The organism is Shewanella kaireitica (genome assembly GCF_023284045.1).
Taxonomy (GTDB): domain Bacteria; phylum Pseudomonadota; class Gammaproteobacteria; order Enterobacterales; family Shewanellaceae; genus Shewanella; species Shewanella kaireitica.
Genome location: NZ_JAKIKQ010000013.1, coordinates 63,804 through 80,012 on the forward strand (window position 1 = coordinate 63,804; position 16,209 = coordinate 80,012).

At 42.5% G+C, this 16,209-nt stretch carries 14 protein-coding genes, 1 pseudogene and 1 riboswitch; of the genes and pseudogenes, 9 read left to right on the plus strand and 6 right to left on the minus strand.

The window, feature by feature from the left end; translation table 11 throughout:
* Window positions 1–293: 293 nt before the first annotated feature.
* The 8 genes and pseudogenes from L2730_RS15345 to L2730_RS15380 form a co-directional block, all read left to right on the plus strand.
* Window positions 294–1,289, plus strand: coding sequence for a hypothetical protein (locus L2730_RS15345; protein WP_248975394.1), 996 nt, complete (start codon window positions 294–296; stop codon window positions 1,287–1,289).
* Between the two features lie 167 nt (window positions 1,290–1,456).
* Window positions 1,457–1,555: riboswitch (TPP riboswitch) on the plus strand.
* Window positions 1,556–1,711: 156 nt separating this feature from the next.
* On the plus strand, window positions 1,712–3,724 hold the full coding sequence (gene thiC, locus L2730_RS15350; protein ID WP_248975395.1) for a phosphomethylpyrimidine synthase ThiC: 2,013 nt from the start codon (window positions 1,712–1,714) through the stop codon (window positions 3,722–3,724).
* A 2-nt stretch (window positions 3,725–3,726) separates the two neighbouring features.
* Window positions 3,727–5,310: a thiamine phosphate synthase gene (gene thiE / locus L2730_RS15355; protein ID WP_248975396.1), complete on the plus strand. Its 1,584-nt coding sequence runs from the start codon at window positions 3,727–3,729 to the stop codon at window positions 5,308–5,310.
* A complete protein-coding gene (locus tag L2730_RS15360) occupies window positions 5,310–6,125 on the plus strand; it encodes a HesA/MoeB/ThiF family protein (protein WP_248975397.1) in 816 nt (271 codons plus the stop codon). Before thiE ends, L2730_RS15360 begins: the two co-directional genes overlap by 1 nt.
* 49 nt (window positions 6,126–6,174) lie before the next feature.
* Window positions 6,175–6,378, plus strand: a complete 204-nt coding sequence (gene thiS / locus L2730_RS15365) for a sulfur carrier protein ThiS (RefSeq protein WP_248975398.1) — start codon at window positions 6,175–6,177, stop codon at window positions 6,376–6,378.
* Window positions 6,379–6,380: 2 nt separating this feature from the next.
* Window positions 6,381–7,145 carry a thiazole synthase gene (locus L2730_RS15370; protein ID WP_248975457.1) on the plus strand — a complete coding sequence of 255 codons (765 nt, stop codon included), beginning with the start codon at window positions 6,381–6,383 and terminating at the stop codon, window positions 7,143–7,145.
* Between the two features lie 36 nt (window positions 7,146–7,181).
* Window positions 7,182–8,291 carry a 2-iminoacetate synthase ThiH gene (gene thiH, locus L2730_RS15375; RefSeq protein ID WP_248975399.1) on the plus strand — a complete coding sequence of 370 codons (1,110 nt, stop codon included), beginning with the start codon at window positions 7,182–7,184 and terminating at the stop codon, window positions 8,289–8,291.
* Between the two features lie 426 nt (window positions 8,292–8,717).
* Window positions 8,718–9,068, plus strand: a pseudogene (locus tag L2730_RS15380) (GNAT family N-acetyltransferase); the annotation flags it as partial.
* A 6-nt stretch (window positions 9,069–9,074) separates the two neighbouring features.
* Here the strand turns inward: L2730_RS15380 and L2730_RS15385 are convergent.
* Complete coding sequence (locus tag L2730_RS15385) at window positions 9,075–9,440, minus strand: response regulator (protein ID WP_248975401.1); 366 nt, start codon at window positions 9,438–9,440, stop codon at window positions 9,075–9,077.
* A 381-nt stretch (window positions 9,441–9,821) separates the two neighbouring features.
* Here L2730_RS15385 and L2730_RS15390 point away from each other — a divergent pair, with 381 nt between their 5' ends.
* The gene (locus L2730_RS15390) at window positions 9,822–10,082 is read left to right on the plus strand and encodes a chemotaxis protein (protein ID WP_248975402.1); all 261 of its coding nucleotides are present in this window, start codon (window positions 9,822–9,824) and stop codon (window positions 10,080–10,082) included.
* Between the two features lie 35 nt (window positions 10,083–10,117).
* Here the strand turns inward: L2730_RS15390 and L2730_RS15395 are convergent, their stop codons facing one another.
* From L2730_RS15395 to L2730_RS15415, 5 genes are read right to left on the minus strand one after another with little or no spacing between them, the layout of a single operon-like run.
* The gene (locus L2730_RS15395) at window positions 10,118–11,017 is read right to left on the minus strand and encodes a LysR family transcriptional regulator (RefSeq protein WP_248975403.1); all 900 of its coding nucleotides are present in this window, start codon (window positions 11,015–11,017) and stop codon (window positions 10,118–10,120) included.
* Window positions 11,017–12,093: a DUF3541 domain-containing protein gene (locus L2730_RS15400; protein WP_248975404.1), complete on the minus strand. Its 1,077-nt coding sequence runs from the start codon at window positions 12,091–12,093 to the stop codon at window positions 11,017–11,019. The genes L2730_RS15395 and L2730_RS15400 overlap by 1 nt, the downstream gene beginning before the upstream one ends.
* Complete coding sequence (locus L2730_RS15405) at window positions 12,038–13,780, minus strand: M3 family metallopeptidase (RefSeq protein WP_248975405.1); 1,743 nt, start codon at window positions 13,778–13,780, stop codon at window positions 12,038–12,040. Before L2730_RS15405 ends, L2730_RS15400 begins: the two co-directional genes overlap by 56 nt.
* On the minus strand, window positions 13,749–14,699 hold the full coding sequence (locus L2730_RS15410; RefSeq protein ID WP_248975406.1) for an alpha-L-glutamate ligase-like protein: 951 nt from the start codon (window positions 14,697–14,699) through the stop codon (window positions 13,749–13,751). The genes L2730_RS15405 and L2730_RS15410 overlap by 32 nt, the downstream gene beginning before the upstream one ends.
* Before the next feature lies 1 nt (window position 14,700).
* Window positions 14,701–16,206, minus strand: a complete 1,506-nt coding sequence (locus tag L2730_RS15415; protein WP_248975407.1) for a UUP1 family membrane protein — start codon at window positions 16,204–16,206, stop codon at window positions 14,701–14,703.
* Window positions 16,207–16,209 lie beyond the last annotated feature (3 nt).

The window sequence follows — 16,209 nt, forward strand, 5'->3', positions numbered from 1 at the left end:
CATAGTTTTAGCGTACACGTGTTAGCTTAAAGTGTTGCTCAATGTATCGTATTGATATTTAGTCATTTTACTAAAAACAATGTTGTTTCATACAGATGTTGAACTTTTGTAATAAAGCTGTCTCTAATGGTTTAAACTGCAATAAAAGTAGTGCTTGAAGTATGACTTTGGATCAAAGGGATACTAAATCAGGCATGTAGAGACACTCGAATATAAGCCGTTAAGTTACTTATCTCAGAGCTTTTTATGGACAAAAAATAAATCACCGGACTGAAAATTTGAAGAGATCTGTTATGCCATCTTTTACGGCGATTAGCGCTAATGGACAAGCGCAAAATGATTCAAAGTCTAAGCAAAGCTACAGCGGCATAGGGCCAATCAGTGCCAGTAGAGATCTTGCTGAAGCTGATTGTAATCGATTATTAGCGCCAATATATGGAAGTAACGCTACTGATGGAGTCGCAGAGATAACCACGGCGATAAAAAGAACCAACGAAAGCAAACAGCCATTAACCCCAGCGTCACCAAAGACGAATTACCCTGAGATTTTTCTACTTTTTTTGGTTATTGCTATGCATGTTTTAGTCATCGCAATAATTAATCAATTCTGGGCTAAGCAAGATTTGCATCTGCCAGATCTAACGCCAGTGAAAATTAGCTCTTATCTTTATGTCGCACCTAAAAAAGTACAGTTAGAGCCTATGGATGATGAAACTATCTCAAAAAAGACGTCTGTAGACAAAGTGCTTGTCGAAAAAACAGCAGAATTAAATGAAAAGCTTCAACCTGACACACCAGTAGAGAGTTTGCCTGTAGTATTAGAGCGCCAAACAACGGTAAGTCACAGTGCTGAAGCCACTAAAGAGAGTGTTATAGAGACTAGCGCTAAAATAGTGAGTAAAAGCAATCGCTATAACGCCATGGCTGCCGCACAATCATATTTACAACGTCAAAACAATGCGGCGCTGGATACACTGATCATTGACAAAGCTAATGAGTACACAGGCCCTCGATCCTTGAGTGTAATGGATGGTGATATGGAGGAGTTGGTGTTTCCTGAAGTAGATAAGTACAGCAAGGTACCAACTAACGATCATAGACTTGACCCTAACCGAGTGGTGCGCCAAGGTGATACTTGCTATCGGATTGTAAAGACCCCAACTCAGATTAATCCTTATGCTGAGAATATTGGTTTCCCTTTCAATTGTGGTGGCGATAAAGTTAAGCAAGCGATCAATGCAGCTATCTCTGCTCGGTTAGAAAAGCGCATGATCAGCCGAAAAAAATGATCTGTTTACATGATAATTTTTCACGCAAAAGGTGATGTTTAAAGCCATTTTTTATATTTAGTGCTTTATTTACAATAGTTTAAATCATGTATTTAATTGATAGTATTTTGATTTATTATTGTGGTTGTTAACTTGTGTCTAGACCTGAGATAGGCTTATACTGCAGCCTCATCTTGTCGGAGTGCCATATGGCTGAGACCGTTTATTCGGGATCCGTTGAACCTGATCAGGCTAGAACCTGCGAAGGAAACAAGCGAAATTTTTGCATTTTAAAAGCTATATTAAAATAGTTATCTGCAATATTTCGGTGGTTAAGTGCATCTGTAAACTGCGTGTAAATGCTGTTTAATTTTGAGCTTTCAACTTTTATATTCTCAACTCTCCTGACAAGCAACTTCATTTTTATAATAGTGAGTTTGCTAATGTCTAAACGCCGCGAAACCCGAGCTCAGGCTCAACAATTCATCGATAACTTAAAACCGCTACAGCATCCCAATTCAGAGAAAGTATATCTGCAAGGCAGCCGCCCAGATCTGAAAGTGGGTATGCGCCAAATTCACCAAGCTGACACGCTGCTTGGAGGAGATGAGAGTAACCCTCAATTTGAAACCAATCCGCCGCTTAAAGTTTATGATTGCGCTGGCGCCTATTCAGATCCAGATGCCAATATTGATGTGCGTAAAGGCTTGGAAAAATTCCGTAATAACTGGATTATTGAAAGAGATGACACTGAGCAATTGCGCGCAGTTAGCTCAGGCTTTACCCAGCAACGTTTAGCTGATGATGGTTTAGATCATCTACGCTTTGAATCTTTACTGCCTCCTCGCCGTGCAAAAGCGGGTAAGCGCGTCACCCAATTACACTACGCACGCCAAGGTATTATCACGCCTGAAATGGAATATATTGCCATTCGTGAGAATATGGCAATGGCAGAAGTGACCGATCCTATTCTGACCCAAAAAGATATAGGCGAAAGCTTTGGTGCCTCAATCAGTGAGCCTATTACTGCTGAGTTTGTACGTAGTGAGATTGCTCGAGGCCGCGCGATTATTCCACTAAACATTAATCATCCTGAAGCTGAGCCTATGATTATAGGGCGTAACTTTTTGGTAAAAGTGAACGCTAATATCGGTAACTCTGCAGTGACTTCATCTATCGAAGAAGAAGTTGAGAAGCTTGTTTGGTCAACACGCTGGGGCGCAGACACAGTAATGGACTTGTCTACTGGCCGCTACATCCATGAAACCCGCGAGTGGATCATTCGTAACTCTCCAGTGCCTATTGGTACCGTCCCTATCTATCAAGCATTAGAGAAGGTGAACGGCGTCGCTGAAGATCTTAATTGGGAAACGTTCCGCGACACATTGATAGAGCAAGCAGAGCAGGGCGTAGATTACTTTACTATCCATGCTGGCGTATTATTACGTTACGTACCAATGACGGCAAAACGTCTGACTGGTATTGTATCTCGTGGTGGTTCCATCATGGCTAAGTGGTGTTTGTCACACCACAAAGAAAACTTTTTATATGAGCACTTTAAAGAGATCTGTGAGATTTGTGCCGCCTATGATGTTTCACTGTCACTGGGTGACGGAATGCGCCCAGGCTCGATTGCAGATGCCAATGATGAAGCGCAGTTTGCTGAACTGGAAACATTAGGCGAACTGGTCAAAATAGCTTGGCAATATGATGTGCAAACTATCATAGAGGGCCCTGGCCATATTCCAATGAATTTGATCAAAGAGAATATGGATAAACAGCTAGATCTTTGTGATGAAGCGCCGTTCTACACCTTAGGCCCACAAACGACAGATATAGCGCCTGGTTATGATCACTTTACCTCTGGAATTGGTGCGGCGATGATCGCTTGGTATGGCTGCGCAATGCTTTGTTATGTTACGCCAAAAGAGCATTTAGGATTACCGAATAAAGAGGATGTTAAACAGGGCTTAATTGCATATAAGATTGCAGCCCATGCTGGTGATGTCGCTAAAGGTCATCCGAGCGCACAAATTCGTGATAATGCATTGTCAAAAGCGCGTTTTGAATTTAGATGGGAAGATCAATATAACTTAGGTTTAGATCCTGATACTGCGCGTGCTTATCATGATGAGTCACTGCCACAAGAGTCAGCTAAAGTGGCGCATTTCTGCTCTATGTGTGGTCCTAAATTTTGTTCAATGAAAATCACCCAAGAAGTGCGAGATTATGCGGCAGCGCAAGAGAAACAGGCTCTGGAAACGAGCGCTCTGGAAGTAAAGTCTGCTGCTGAATATCAAGCATACAGTGAACAGGTCACACCTACTGGGTTATCTGATACTGATATCAATAGTGGTATGGCGCAAATGTCAGCCAAATTTAAAGCCAAAGGCGCTGAGCTTTACCATGAAGCGAGCGTTGAACAAAACAGTAAAGAAGCTGCACTAGAGGAGTAAGCATGGCAAAGGTTAATTCTAACCCGATGCCAATGCGCAATCGTCCAATTGTATGGACGATTGCGGGATCTGATAGTGGCGGCGGGGCAGGTATTCAAGCTGATTTGGCGACAATCAATGATTTAGACGCTCATGGCTGCAGTGTTATTACAGCAGTGACAGCGCAAAGTTCTGTCACTGTCGCATCAGTTGAAGCGGTATCACCACAGATATTAATCGCGCAGCTTGATGTGTTGGCGACTGACCTTGCTCCACAAGCAATTAAAATAGGCCTGTTAGCCAACCAACAGCAGATAAATTTGGTGGCAAACTGGTTACAAAGAAGTCTCTTGCAGTGGCGAGATCGCGGCTTTACGGTAGCGGTTATTCTCGATCCCGTGATGGTAGCGACTTGTGGAGATGCACTTACAGGCGCAGAAGCACTCGACTTTACACCGTTTAAAGGGCTACTGACATTAATCACTCCTAATGTTACCGAACTTGCCACGTTAGCTGGACGTCAGTTGATAACACCGGAGCAGAGTGTTCAAGCGGCTCAAACGCTAGCTACACAGCTAAAAGTGTCAGTAATCGCCAAAGGAGGCGATATTGGACCTAATTGGGATAAGAAGCTTGCTCGGGATTTACTGGTTTGCCATCAGGTTACTGGGGTTTCGAGTTTACATAGTGAACATTCCTTTTGGCTCACCTCAAGCAGAATAGATACCAAGAACAACCATGGAACCGGTTGTACATTGTCTTCGGCAATTGCAGCGGTGATGGCGCATGGCTTTGTGCTAAATGATGCGGTGGTGGTTGCTAAAGCTTATGTTTCTCAAGGATTAGCTCGAAGTTATCAGCCTGGCAGCGGTTCAGGTTGTTTAGCGCGTTGCGGTTGGCCAAATACGTTGTCTATTTATCCATTTATCGAACCGCTTTTTGAAGTTGCTGAGAAAAATAATTCTAATAATCTGAGTACTCAAGGTTTTAAGAAACTCACTACGCAGTTAGGCGTTTACCCTGTAGTTGCTGAGCTTGATATGTTGCGAAAGCTGCTTAAAGCGGGAGCGAAGACGATTCAACTACGAGTAAAAGATCCCGCAGATCCGTTACTTGAGCAAAAAATTGTACAAGCAATTGCGCTCGGGCGAGATTATAGGGCTCAGGTCTTTATTAATGATCATTGGCAGTTAGCCATAAAACATCACGCGTTCGGGGTTCACTTAGGGCAAGAAGATCTTGTTGCTAGTAATTTAAAGCTGCTGAGTGAAGCTAATATCGCATTGGGATTATCGAGTCATAGTTACTTTGAGATCTTGTTAGCGATGCAACATAAACCTTCCTATATCGCTTTTGGGCATATTTTCCCTACAACGACGAAACAGATGCCATCCGCGCCCCAAGGGCTTAGAAAGCTAACTCGCTACGTAGACTTGATGCAGGGCGAGCTGCCAGTAGTAGCGATTGGCGGTATCGACTCAAGCACACTCGCTGAGGTGAAAAAAACCGGTGTGGGTGATATTGCCGTAGTGCGTGCTGTCACTGAAGCCGTTGATCCGGCTGGAGCCTACCAAGCTTTAGTTAAACAGTGGGCTGAGGGGGAATAATGGCCGTTACTGATAAGGAGTTTTTGCGCTACTCACGGCAAATTCTTTTACCTGAAGTCGGTGAACAGGGGCAAAATCGCTTTAAGCAATCCCATATATTGATCATAGGTGTTGGTGGGTTAGGCACATTGACGGCGCAGTATCTTGCTGCTGCTGGCATTGGCAAAATAACGCTGGTAGATGGCGATGTTGTTGAACTATCGAATCTTCCTAGGCAATTACTGTTCTCTAAAGAGGACTTAGGCGTCAATAAAGCGCAAGTTGCAGCTATAAAACTGATGCGTGCTTATGAAGATTGTGAGATCTACAGCTACTGCGAATATCTAAGTGCAGCTAATACTAATGATTTGTTTAGTAGCAAGCCATCGGAGTTTGATCTGTTACTCGATTGCAGCGATAACTTTGATGTGAGGCAACTGGTTAATCTACAAGCTATAAAGCAGGGGATCACTTTAGTTTCAGCATCCGCAGCTCACTTTCAAGGTCAGCTATTGAGTATTAACCAACAAATCTCGCCTGAGTCAGGCTGTTACCACTGCTTATATCCTAGTGATATGAGTGTGAGTCAAACCTGCCAAACTATCGGCGTGTTAGGGCCCATGGTGGGTACATTAGCGTCAATGCAGGCATTGATGAGTTTAAATCTGTTGTTGGATGTTGATGTTCTTAAACCATCTTTAGACGAAACTGCAGCAAAAACAAAGATTAACGGCAATCAATTACTGGGGAAGTTATTTCGCTTTGATGGTGGCAAATTTACTTGGCGACAAGCATCTCTTTTACGTGACCCAAACTGCAGCGTCTGTAGCGCTTGATGTATTTCACTTTGAAGTTGATAGCGAAACAGAATGAGGAGAATGATAAATGATTAGCATTTTTTTGAATGACGAAGTAATGAGTATCGCTGATGGTTCGTCGTTAACAGATGTATTAAAGCGGCGAACTATTGCAGAAAATGGTGTGGCTTTAGTACTCAATGCTGAAGTGGTACCTAGAAGTCGCTGGCCACATATCATGTGTCAGCAAGATGATACGTTAGAAGTTTTTTCCGTTGTCGCTGGAGGTTAATGATGTTGAAAATTGGTGATACAGAGTTTAGCTCTAGGCTGTTTACTGGCACCGGCAAGTTTGCTGATGAAAAGGCAATGCTCGCGGCGATTAGCGCTTCAAGTTCTGAACTGGTCACGCTGGCTGTTAAGCGGCTTGATCTGAAAACCGGTAGCGATAATATTTTAAAACCACTGCAACAGCGTGGGATAAAGTTACTGCCAAACACAGCTGGTGCACGCAATGTGAAAGAGGCCGTTTTTGCGGCTCATTTATCTCGAGAGATGTTGGGGACTAATTGGATAAAACTTGAGATCCACCCTGATCCTAAGTACCTGATGCCCGATCCTATCGAAACATTAGCCGCAGCACGGATTTTATGCGAACAAGGATATGTTGTTTTACCTTATGTACATGCCGATCCCGTCTTGTGTCGGCGTTTAGAAGAGGTTGGTTGCGCTGCTGTGATGCCTTTGGGCAGCCCGATAGGTTCAAATCAAGGTTTAGCTACAGAGCCATTTTTAAAAATCATCATCGAACAGTCACAAGTACCTGTGGTGATTGATGCAGGCATTGGGGCTCCTTCACAAGCGACTAGAGCGATGGAACTTGGTGCTGATGCTGTATTGGTTAATACGGCGATTGCAAGCAGTGCTGATCCAGTTGCTATGGGGCGCTGCTTCGCTCAAGCCGTAGATACCGGGCGAGCAGCATTTATTGCTGGGTTAGGAAGTGTCAGTAAGCAGGCAAATAATACAAGTCCATTAACGGGTTTTCTAAATGTTTAACCGCTTACACACCCAAGTTAGCCAAAAGGCGGCCTCATGAGTTTTGTCGACGAGTTTAAAAAACTGTCACGCAGTGAATTACAGATGTCTTTGTATTCAACAACTAAGCAAGATGTTGAGCGAGCACTTATCAATCCAGAGGGCAATTTATCGAGTTTACTTGCATTGCTGTCGCCAACTGCAGAACCTTACCTTGAGCAGATGGCGCAGCGATCAGTAGCACTCACCCGGCAACGTTTTGGCGCAAGCCTTGGTATGTATATTCCGCTTTACTTGTCTAACTTATGTGCCAATGAGTGTGACTATTGCGGCTTTACTATGAGCAATAAAATTAAGCGTAAGACTTTGTCTGAAAAAGAATTGGTTAGAGAGTTGTCATTGGTCAAAAAGATGGGCTATGACTCGATACTGTTGGTGTCAGGAGAGCATGAAACAAAAGTTGGTTTAGACTATTTTAAGCAGATGCTGCCATTGGTTAAACAGCAGTTTAGCCATGTTGCGTTGGAGGTTCAGCCGCTTGAGCAAACCGATTACCAATCATTGATCGAAGATGGCCTTGATGCGGTAATGCTTTATCAAGAAACCTATAACCCGGTGACTTATGCTAACCACCATACGCGTGGTAAGAAGAAAGATTTCAGTTTTCGACTCGAGTCCCCGGAAAGAGTGGCTAAAGCTGGAGTTGATAAAGTAGGCTTAGGGGTATTATTAGGCCTTGATGATTGGCGTTTAGATGCGTTGCTTATGGGTCATCATTTAGCTTATTTAGAAAAAAACTATTGGCGCAGTCGTTATAGCATCTCACTACCGCGTTTAAGACCCTGCACAGGCGGAGTACCACCTAAGGTGGAGTTGACCGATAAAGGCTTAGTGCAGATGATTTGTGCTTTTAGGTTGTTTAACCACCAACTTGAAATTAGTTTGTCTACCCGCGAAAGTCCTGCGCTTCGTGATAATCTGTTCACACTTGGCGTAACCAATGTCAGCGCAGGTAGTTCAACACAACCAGGTGGCTACGATGAACCCAACTCTCAGTTAGATCAATTTGAAATAAGTGACGAGCGCACGCCTATGGAAGTCGCCACTGCAATGAGTGCTCGAGGCTTAAACCCTGTTTGGAAAGACTGGGAGATGGGCTGGAAGTAAAAGGTAGGTAAAGCTGATACTAAGATAAATATGTAGATTTCTGTTAGCGGATAAAAGGGAAACTGAGTGAATATAGAAAAGATCTCAATTGATAAACTCGATGACTTAGTGCCTCTGTTTGATCAATACATGGTGATTTATACCAATTGCATTAAAAGTTTGACCATTCAGCGGGAATTCAAAACGCTGTAGGAAAGTAGTGGGATTTGAGCTAATAGTTATTCTATATCCAAATCCCATAGCGAATCATACAGCGTTTTGAAACCCGCACTACGTGAGCTCCTCAGTCTTTCCACTTCTGCTTTGCATTGGCTTAAAAGGGAACAACCATTTCTTTACCAATGCGCTTTGAATTGAAAAGGCTGGGGGGCTCTGAACTGGTCAAATACTTAATGCAATTGGTATTATAAGCAAGCTTCTGCACCAACTAAGTATCGTGACTATTTAAAACAGCGTTTGAATAATGGAGACGCGACAGTCTTTATTGCCTATAGCGATAAAGAGCCTGTAGGATTTGTGCTTAATTATCACACTTTTTCTTCTGTTTCATTAGCAAGAGTGATCGTTCTCAACGATCTATTTATCTGTGCATCACATCGGCAGCAAGGTATCGCGAATACGCTGATTGGAAATGTTATAGAGTTAGCTAAATGTACTAACTCTGCACGAATTGACCTAGGTACTGCTATTGATAATTACACTGCGCAAGCATTGTATGAAAAGATTGGTTTTATTAAAGATACTGAGTACTTTTCATATAGCCTATCAGTTACTTAAGTCACTTTAACCAAGGTGTTTTTTTAATTTGCTGTAAACATCAGCTGGGGTGATGGGCTTAAAGATGTAATCTTGAGCGCCTAACCTTAGCGCTAAGTTTTCATCTGAATTTTCATTTAAGCTACTAATAATAATGACAGGGATCGCGCGAGTTAAGTCATTATCCTTGATATCTTTTAGCACTTGATAGCCATTTTTATCTGGCATCATGATGTCGAGAAAAATACAGTTTGGCTGCAAACTGGTGGCAAGTTCTGTCGTTTGGATGCCTGAATTGGCTGTGGTGACATGGTAATCATCACCTAATATTGACAGTAAAAGGCTTGAGCAGATTGGGTCATCATCAATCACTAATATTTTGGGTTTTTCCATATTCAGGTTTACCTTTATTTCATATCTAATGATTTAGTTTTTACCGTATCATTTTAATCTGTTAGTGGCTAATTTAAAAAGGCCATAAGCGGTGTAATAACTCGCTTTTCTGTAGCGAACTTACCAGTGTTAAGGGCATTTTGCTGTGCCTAACTAATGATGCAAAATACTACACTCATTAACTTGTACTCGTGCTGAACAGCTAACCATATGCAGATTTTTTCAACTTGAAACCAAGTCGTAAAATGCTGTCAGCGTCGATTAATATCTAAATAAGTATAGCCGGTTAACTTATTGGAACTGTTAATTATGTTGATAATAGCTGTACAATTTTAGTACGTTACTTGATAATCTAATTTCTAATTACAAGAGAGCGCTGTTATGCAAATTCCTCCTAGTATTATTTCAGGACACAATGGCTTTCAAAGTGCGCAGTCAGATTTGACCCAAGCAACTGTTGATGTTGCCAGTTCAAGTCAATCTGCTGTAGCGACGACAAGTGCAAGTGTTGGCGATAGTAGTGCAGATATAAATAGCGCGCTTATCAATGCCACTCAGGCTGTCAATCATGCCGAAGCATCGGCTGAAGTCATTGAAGCTTCCTCTGAGATGATTGGCACTATCATTAATATCAAAGTCTGAAAATAAAAAACGCTCTAGCGAGCGTTTTTTATTGGTTAGATTGACTCAATTTGATGGTGTTTTTTAAATAATTGCTCAACCATTTCACTCGCAGGGCCTTGCTTATCACGGTTGGGGATCACTAAACTAAGTGTGGCTTTACGTTTTGTTGACCCTTTCAAGTTAAGCTTTTTCAGTTCACCATTTTCAATTGCAGCTTTTACTAGTGGTTCTGGAACCCAGCAAAAACCTAAGCCTTTTTTGAGAATGACGATGGCTTCATGAAAATTTGCAACAGTCCAACGCTGTTCAGCCTTAAGCCAGCCTAGGTCTGTATTAGGACCTTGGGACGTATCTTTGATCACAAGCTGAAGGTGCTGGGCAAGCGTTTGATCTTCTTCGATGACGTCGTACTGAGCTAATGGGTGGTTAGAGTGGCATACAAGACTAAAATTGATATCCACTAAGGGCTCAGCTAAATATCCCTTAGGCGGTGGTCCACCACAAATAGCAATATCAACCGCTTCATTATTGATGAGTTCAGCAGTGCCTGTTAAAACGGTATCGAGCACGGTGACTCTTGTACCACGGCTAACGGGGTAGAACTGGCTGAGTACATCAACAAGATCATCCATCGGATAGATGATCTCGCGGGCAATTGTTAGTGACGGCTCCCAGCCTGTTTCCAGGTTATTGGCCAATAACTCTAGCTCAGTCACTGACTGGGTAATATGCCGAGAACGACGAAGCAACACTTCGCCGCATTCAGTGAGGTAAGCTTTTCGGCCTTTGACCTCAAGTAGCTGCACACCTAACTGAAATTGGAGCTTAGCGACTGCGTGATTAAGTGAAGATTGGCTTTTATTTAGCTTCTCAGCAGCTTGGGCGTAACCGCCATAATCGACAACTGCTTGGATAATTCGCCATTGTTCTAATGTTGATTTTGCTCTGTCCATTACTTAGCTTTCACCTGTTTTGGCAGATACTTCTTAGTTGCTTTTAGTGTCGCAAGGTGAGGGCCTTGGTGAAGTTTCTCTGGCCAATCAAGCAACATCATTGCTAATACATTTCGGTGTTCACCCATGACAAGATCTGGGTTGCCGCGCGGTGAGGGAATTATCTGCTCTTTTCTGTCAAATGCGTTGACGATATGCTGTTGAGTTTTAGCCACCACCGGGTTATCTGCTTGCCCTGCTAAAAGAAAACTAATACCCACCTCGGCAATGATGTCATCAGTGGCATCCTTTAAAATACGATCAATGTTTTGCTCAAAATGATCTAATATCCAGGCAAACTCTTTAGCATCAACATTATGCTGGTAATACTCACTGGCAGCGAATATAAAATGCGTCATACCGTAGAGTTTGTTTCGGTATTGCTTTTTATCTAGCTGACTGTCTTTGCTATCAGGATAAACATCAATGAAGGCTTTTTTATAATCTGATAAGTAATCACCTACGCCAATCTGCTTAGCCCAGTAAACATAGTTAATCAACTGAGCTGCCCAAGTTTCAATCATGGCTTTATCTGTTAGGCCAGTTTTCAAATCGGCTTTTTTTAGCGTTTCAATTAGTTGCTCATGACAAGGACCGGTTAAATCAAATTCATCAATGCGACTGGAATAACGTAATAACACATCGGTATAGAAAATAAACTCAGGAAATGGCTTTAATGCTTTTTTACGTGCTTTGGCACGAGGACCTTTTCCTAATACAGAGATAGCCTTATTAGCTTCATTGCTAATAAAGTCTTTCTTATCCAGATTACAAGCGTAAAAAGCTTGGGCCTCAGTAACGGCATAAAGGTCGACTAATGCTGCGTTAGCGTATTTTACATCGCCAGTCATCCGGTATTGTCTAATACCATAATGGCCTTGAATACGCGGCGGTAGCTCAAACAGGTGCTTTTCAAGATTTGTTTTTATAGCGTGATAGACTTCAGCGTTTTCTGCTTCGTTGGCTGTTGGCGCTGCAAAACTACTGGCGCAAAAAAGTGCAGCTGCTAGGGTGCTTATTCTGAGCATCGAAGGCATGTTGAATCCTTTTTATAAGTGAATCGACGGTAACGGGCGAACCTAACAGCATTTTAAGAACTGTTTCAATGCTATTTGATGCCTCATTAACAACTAACATATCAAAAACGGCAGCTTGGTCTTGGCAGTTTTTGGTGGACTGATAAATATACTCTGCAACTTTCTGTTGCCATAACTTTTGGTAGTAAAGCGGTCCCTGGTAAACAATAGCGCTAAATGTGTAAGGTGCATCTTCTGTCTTATCCCAGTATTTACCAAAACTAAGATAAAATTGCTGATGAGGAACAAATGAATTTTTTTGTTGATGCGCTCTATATAGGTTTACCGCAATTTTAGCTCTAAAAACATTAAGTTGTTCTGAGTATAGTTGTAAAACGGCTTCACGAGAGCCGTCTTTTACCTGTGGAAGCATTCTATCTGCTAGCCAGTTTTCTAACCATAACGCATCCAAGTTACTGCTATCGTCTGTTTCGCTTATGGTATTGAGTAAGTAAAATTGCTGCCCTTTAGCTAACTTTGTGATTGCGGTTGAGATAGCTTTTATCGCTTGTTTTTGCTGCTGATATTTAGCAAGCTCGGTAGGGAATGACAACTCAATTTGGCCAAATTGTTGTCCAACCACCGGCTGTCTTATTGGTTTTACTGCGACTTTGTTACTTTCAGATAGATAGATATCACCAAGAAGACGGTTTCTATGCCATACCCGTATTATCTTGTTGTCTATCCAATCAAAACGAACCTCAAATGCCAGCAACTCTTTTTCAACCAAAACTAACCACTGTGTAGAGTTTATTTTGCTAACTTTTGTAGACGGAGCATTGGCAAGTTCGCTGCCGATATTCCAAGGCGCGATCGCTATATTATCTGTTTGAGTCAGTAAAAATTGCTCTACCAACTCTGGAGAGTGCAGCATTTGTCGTTGTAATCGGTACTTACTGTAACTAGCAAAACCTGCTTCTATAGCTTGCTGCTGTCTAAGCTGCTTAATTGTTGTTAGTGCGAGCTTATTTTTACCAGAGGCTCGTGATTGATAAGCTTGCCAGACTCGCTTTCTACATTGCTCGTTGTCCTGTTTAATCAGGTAACTGGCTAATGTACCATTAAAGTCCCGTGATATTGAGACTGTTCCCAGCTCTGAGATTTGGCAACTTGAGTCGGCAATATTTAAGCTGAGTGCTTGAGTGCTTATCTCCTGTTTAAAGGCGGCTTGGGCTGTATGCAGTTGTGCTTTGAGTTTCGGGGACATACTGCTCTTTGATAAGTGATTTATCCGTGTTAGCAGTGCACTCATCTGTGGTTGTTGGTTTTTAGCAAGGCTAAACTGTAGTGATTGGAAAGGGACTGAATCTAAGTAAAGTGCCAGTTCATCTGCAAGGTAGAGTTGGCACTGCAGTAGCAGTTCCCTATCTGCATAAGAGAGTGGGAAATGGCGATAATACTTAATGCGGTCATTAATGTTGAAAAAACCGATAAGTTGCCTTTCAAGGGTTATGGCATTGGTTTTACTATCTAAGCTTGGGTCAATGGCTAGCGTTGGAAAGTCGAAGCGAAGACATTGCTCCACTAAGAGTGGGATTGGAGATACGGCAGCGTTAGCTGCCGTATTGACCAAACTTGTAAGGACAATAAACAGTCCTACAAGGTGTTTTTTCAATTTAGCTGGTAGCACTAAAATGTATTTTTGCATATGCCACGCGTTCTTCAACTGACATATTATGGTTCTTCATCTGCTCAACATGGCGTAAATTACCTAAGATCCCACGACCGTTGGCGATTTGAATCGCCAAGCCTGGTCGAGCATTTAGCTCAAGTAATAAAGGCCCTTTATATTTGTCGAGCACCATATCGGTACCCAAATAACCAAGCTCTGACATTTCATAAGCTTTAGATGCTGTATGTAACAGCGTATCCCATTGTGGAACTTGGATTGCTGTCAGCTCTTTTTGTGTATCCGGGTGCAAGTCTATCGGTGTATCAAACTGCACCGCATGCAGGCCCTTACCGGTAGCAATATCAACTCCAACACCAACTGCGCCTTGGTGCAAATTTGCCTTACCGTCAGATGCTGCCGTGGATAGGCGGATCATCCCCATAATAGGGAAGCCTTTAAAGACAATTAGTCGAATATCTGGCACTCCTTCATAGGAATAGCCATCGAATACAGGATCAAACTGTATAAGCCCCTCTACAATGGCGACATCAGGATTACCACCTAGCGAAAAAAGTCCACTGAGTACGTTAGACACATGGCGATAGACTTCTGAAGGGGTTACCTCCTGGCCATTTGGCTTGTAATAACGACCATTCTCTACTTTCGTGACAACTAAGATCCCTTTACCACCAGAACCTTTTGAAGGCTTAATGACAAAACCATCTTTGTCATTAACCATTGCTGGTATCTCACCAATTTCATGCTGCTCAATAACCGTACCAATAAGGTCGGGTACGGCAATATCATTGGCAAGGGCTAACTGTTTGGTTGTTAGCTTATCATCGACTCGTTTATAGAACTTACGTGGATTATATCGGCCAATATAGTCGATATTACGTTTGTTCATACCCAAAATACCGCCGCGGGCAAGCGCTGAAGGGTTTGCGAGAAACATATTATTCTCCAGCCAGAGGCTTAAAGCGTTTCAGCTCAAGCAGACGGTAACCAGTATATTGACCCATTAATAGTACGAGAGCTAAAATGACTAAGTGGATCCCTAAGAAGTTAAACACCCAATGCTGCACCCAAGTCGCACTCATCGCTAGGTATGCCAATGTCGCAACGAATAGACTACCCCCACCTTGAATAACAACTTCTTTTGCGCCTTCCTCTTCCCACAGAATAGACATTCTTTCAATTGTCCAAGCTAAGATGATCATTGGGAAGAAGGTAATTGTTAGCCCTTCACTTAAGCCAAATTTGTAAGAGAGCAGGGTAAACAAGCCAATAATGCCGATAACCACGATAATAACCGCCGAGATCCGAGATATGAGCAATAGGTTAAGCTCAGATAGATATGAGCGGATCATTAGACCAAAGGCTACAATCAACAAAAAGCCTATAAGGCCAGTAAAAAGAGTAGTTTGTATAAACGCCAACGCAATAAGCACAGGCATAAAGGTACCTGAGGTTTTAATACCGATAAGTACTCGTAAGAATACCACCATCAAAACACCGATTGGGATCAGCAAAATGCCCTTAAATAGGCTCTGCTCTTCAAGTGGTAATTGATACAATGAAAAATCTAGTGCATTGTCATTTTTCATCACATCGATCGCGGTAGCGAGCGCTGAGCGCGTATCTTGCAACATGGAGAAGTTAACTTGAGAGTTCACTCCACCAATGACGTCGAGTACTGACTTACCTGAGCGATCCCAAAGTAATAGATCATCTGGACGACCTTGAGTACCATTTTCAGGGTTAAATAGGTGCCATTCACCGTCATTATAGACTTCAACAAATGTTGACAGCTGTTGTCTACGACGTTGATCTTCTAGAAATAAACCACTGACTTCTTGAGCTGGAATGCCTTTACTGTGTAGCATTCTAATGAACAATTTACTTGGTGAATTGCCCGCTAGCAGAAGCTCAATATTTTGGCTACGTTCTTCTGCATTAAGGTCTTTATTAAGTTGTTGTGCGAATGATAAGTTGGTTGCACTTTTAGCCCAAACTTCTTCTGCTGCTTGAGCAGCTGCTGCGCTTTCTGTTGCAGGCCACATGTATGCAGTTGGCGCTTCTGGCTCAACGTCAGTGAGCAATTGTGTTTGCCCTGTTGGGATCAAGGTGACTTTATAATATAAATCTTGTCGGCCTGTAGCACTTCGGATAGACCATATCGCTCGACGGTCTACTTTATTGTTGGTGATAGTCAAACCATAACCAGGTGAAGTGGCGTTTTCGACTAAGATCTCATAAGCAGGATCTTCCGGTAAAGAGAAAGAGACTTCAGCAGGTTCAGTCGTACCTTGGAAGCTGACTTTAGCATCTACTGCCCAGCTCTGTACTTGTTTGCCTGGCAAAAACGGCACGCTATGTTCAATGCCGCGATAGACGCTTGCTGAGATCCCTGCAATAAAAAGCAGGGCAACCAAAATATAAAAAGGCTTTCTTGAATGCATTAT